2 protein-coding genes are annotated in these 1,603 nt (G+C 73.0%); both read left to right on the forward strand.

Annotated features, from left to right (window positions below; all coding sequences use genetic code 11):
• Positions 1-596 (forward strand): TrmH family RNA methyltransferase (locus MFF42_RS25560; protein ID WP_238258773.1); only part of this gene is annotated, 596 nt, incomplete at its 5' end.
• 196 nt (positions 597-792) lie between these two features.
• A partial coding sequence (locus tag MFF42_RS25565; protein ID WP_238258774.1) for a helicase HerA domain-containing protein occupies positions 793-1,603 on the forward strand: 811 nt, incomplete at its 3' end.

Genomic DNA, 1,603 nt, shown 5'->3' on the forward strand with positions numbered 1-1,603 from the left:
GCGGCGTGCTGGCGGTGGGCCTGCGCGGCGCGGCGCCGGCGCCCGAGGCGCTGATCCCGCCCGCACCGGCCCCGGCCCTCGTGGTCGGGCTCGTGGGCCTGACCAACCACGACAATGTCGGCGGCCTGTTCCGCAACGCCGCCGCCTTCGGCGCCGACGCGGTGTGGCTCGATGCCGAGACCTGCGACCCGCTCTACCGCAAGGCGATCCGGGTCTCGGCCGGCGCGGCGCTGACCGTGCCCTTCGCCCGCGCGGCGAGCGGGGCGGCGCTCTTGGATCTCGCCGCGCGCCACGCCCTGATGCCGCTCGCCCTCACCCCCGGCGGCGACGAGAGGCTGGACGCGCTGGAGGCGCCGGCCCGGACGTTGCTGCTGCTCGGCACCGAGGGGCCGGGCCTGCCGGAGACGCTGATGGCGCGGGCGCGCCGCGTCCGCATCGCCATGGCGCCGGGCTTCGACTCGCTCAACGTCGCGACGGCCGGGGCGATCGCGCTGCACCATTTGGCGAGGCGGCGGCTCGACGAAGAGGCTGACTTCGTCCGCACTTTTCATGCCCTGAGGGGCAGTGTTTCTCCGGACCTTGATCTGGAGTTCTGATCGACATCCGTCATGGCAAGGTGGAGCCGAAGCCATCCGGGGATCGCTGTTTCCGGATAGATCGCGCCCTGGATCGCGATCCTGTGTCGCGATGACGACGAGGGCTCCCGGCCTCCCGCCTGTGGACGGCTCCGCCCGCCGCGGACCCCGGCCGCCCCGCGCATGTTAGGAAGCGTGGGCGCCAGCGGGGAACGGGATGGGCTACGAGATCGATCTGGGGCGGGCCGGCGACGGGCCCGGGACGATGGACCTCACCGAGCTTCTGGCGACGCGCCTCCTCGTCCAGGGCAATTCCGGTTCCGGCAAGTCGCACCTGCTGCGCCGCCTGCTCGAACAGAGCGCGGGGCTGGTACAGCAGGCGATCATCGACCCGGAAGGCGATTTCGTCACGCTCGCCGAGCGCTACGGCCACGTCGTGGTCGAGGCGGACGGCAACGAGGCCGAGTTGCTGCGCATCGCCGCCCGCGTGCGCGAGCACCGGGTCTCCGTCGTGCTCTCGCTCGAAGGCCTCGACGCCGAGGACCAGATGCGCGCCGCCGCCGCCTTCCTCGGCGGGCTGTTCGATGCCGACCGCGCGCTCTGGTACCCGATGCTGGTGGTGGTGGACGAGGCGCAGCTCTTCGCACCCGCAGCCGCGGGCGAGGTGTCGGACGAGGCCCGCCGCCTCTCGCTCGGCGCCATGACCAACCTGATGTGCCGCGGGCGCAAGCGGGGGCTCGCCGGCATCATCGCCACGCAGCGTCTGGCCAAGCTCGCCAAGAACGTCGCGGCCGAAGCCTCGAACTTCCTGATGGGCCGCACCTTCCTCGACATCGACATGGCCCGCGCCGCCGACCTCCTGGGTCTCGACCGCCGCCAGGCCGAGACCTTTCGCGATCTCGCCCGCGGCCATTTCGTGGGCCTCGGGCCGGCGATCTCGAAGCGCCCGCTGCCGATCGCCATCGGCCCGACGGTGACGGAGAGCCGCAACGCCGCCCCCGCCCTGCTGCCGCTGCCGACCATGGGCG

It is taken from the genome of Methylorubrum podarium (genome assembly GCF_022179745.1).
Taxonomy (GTDB): Bacteria; Pseudomonadota; Alphaproteobacteria; order Rhizobiales; family Beijerinckiaceae; genus Methylobacterium; species Methylobacterium podarium.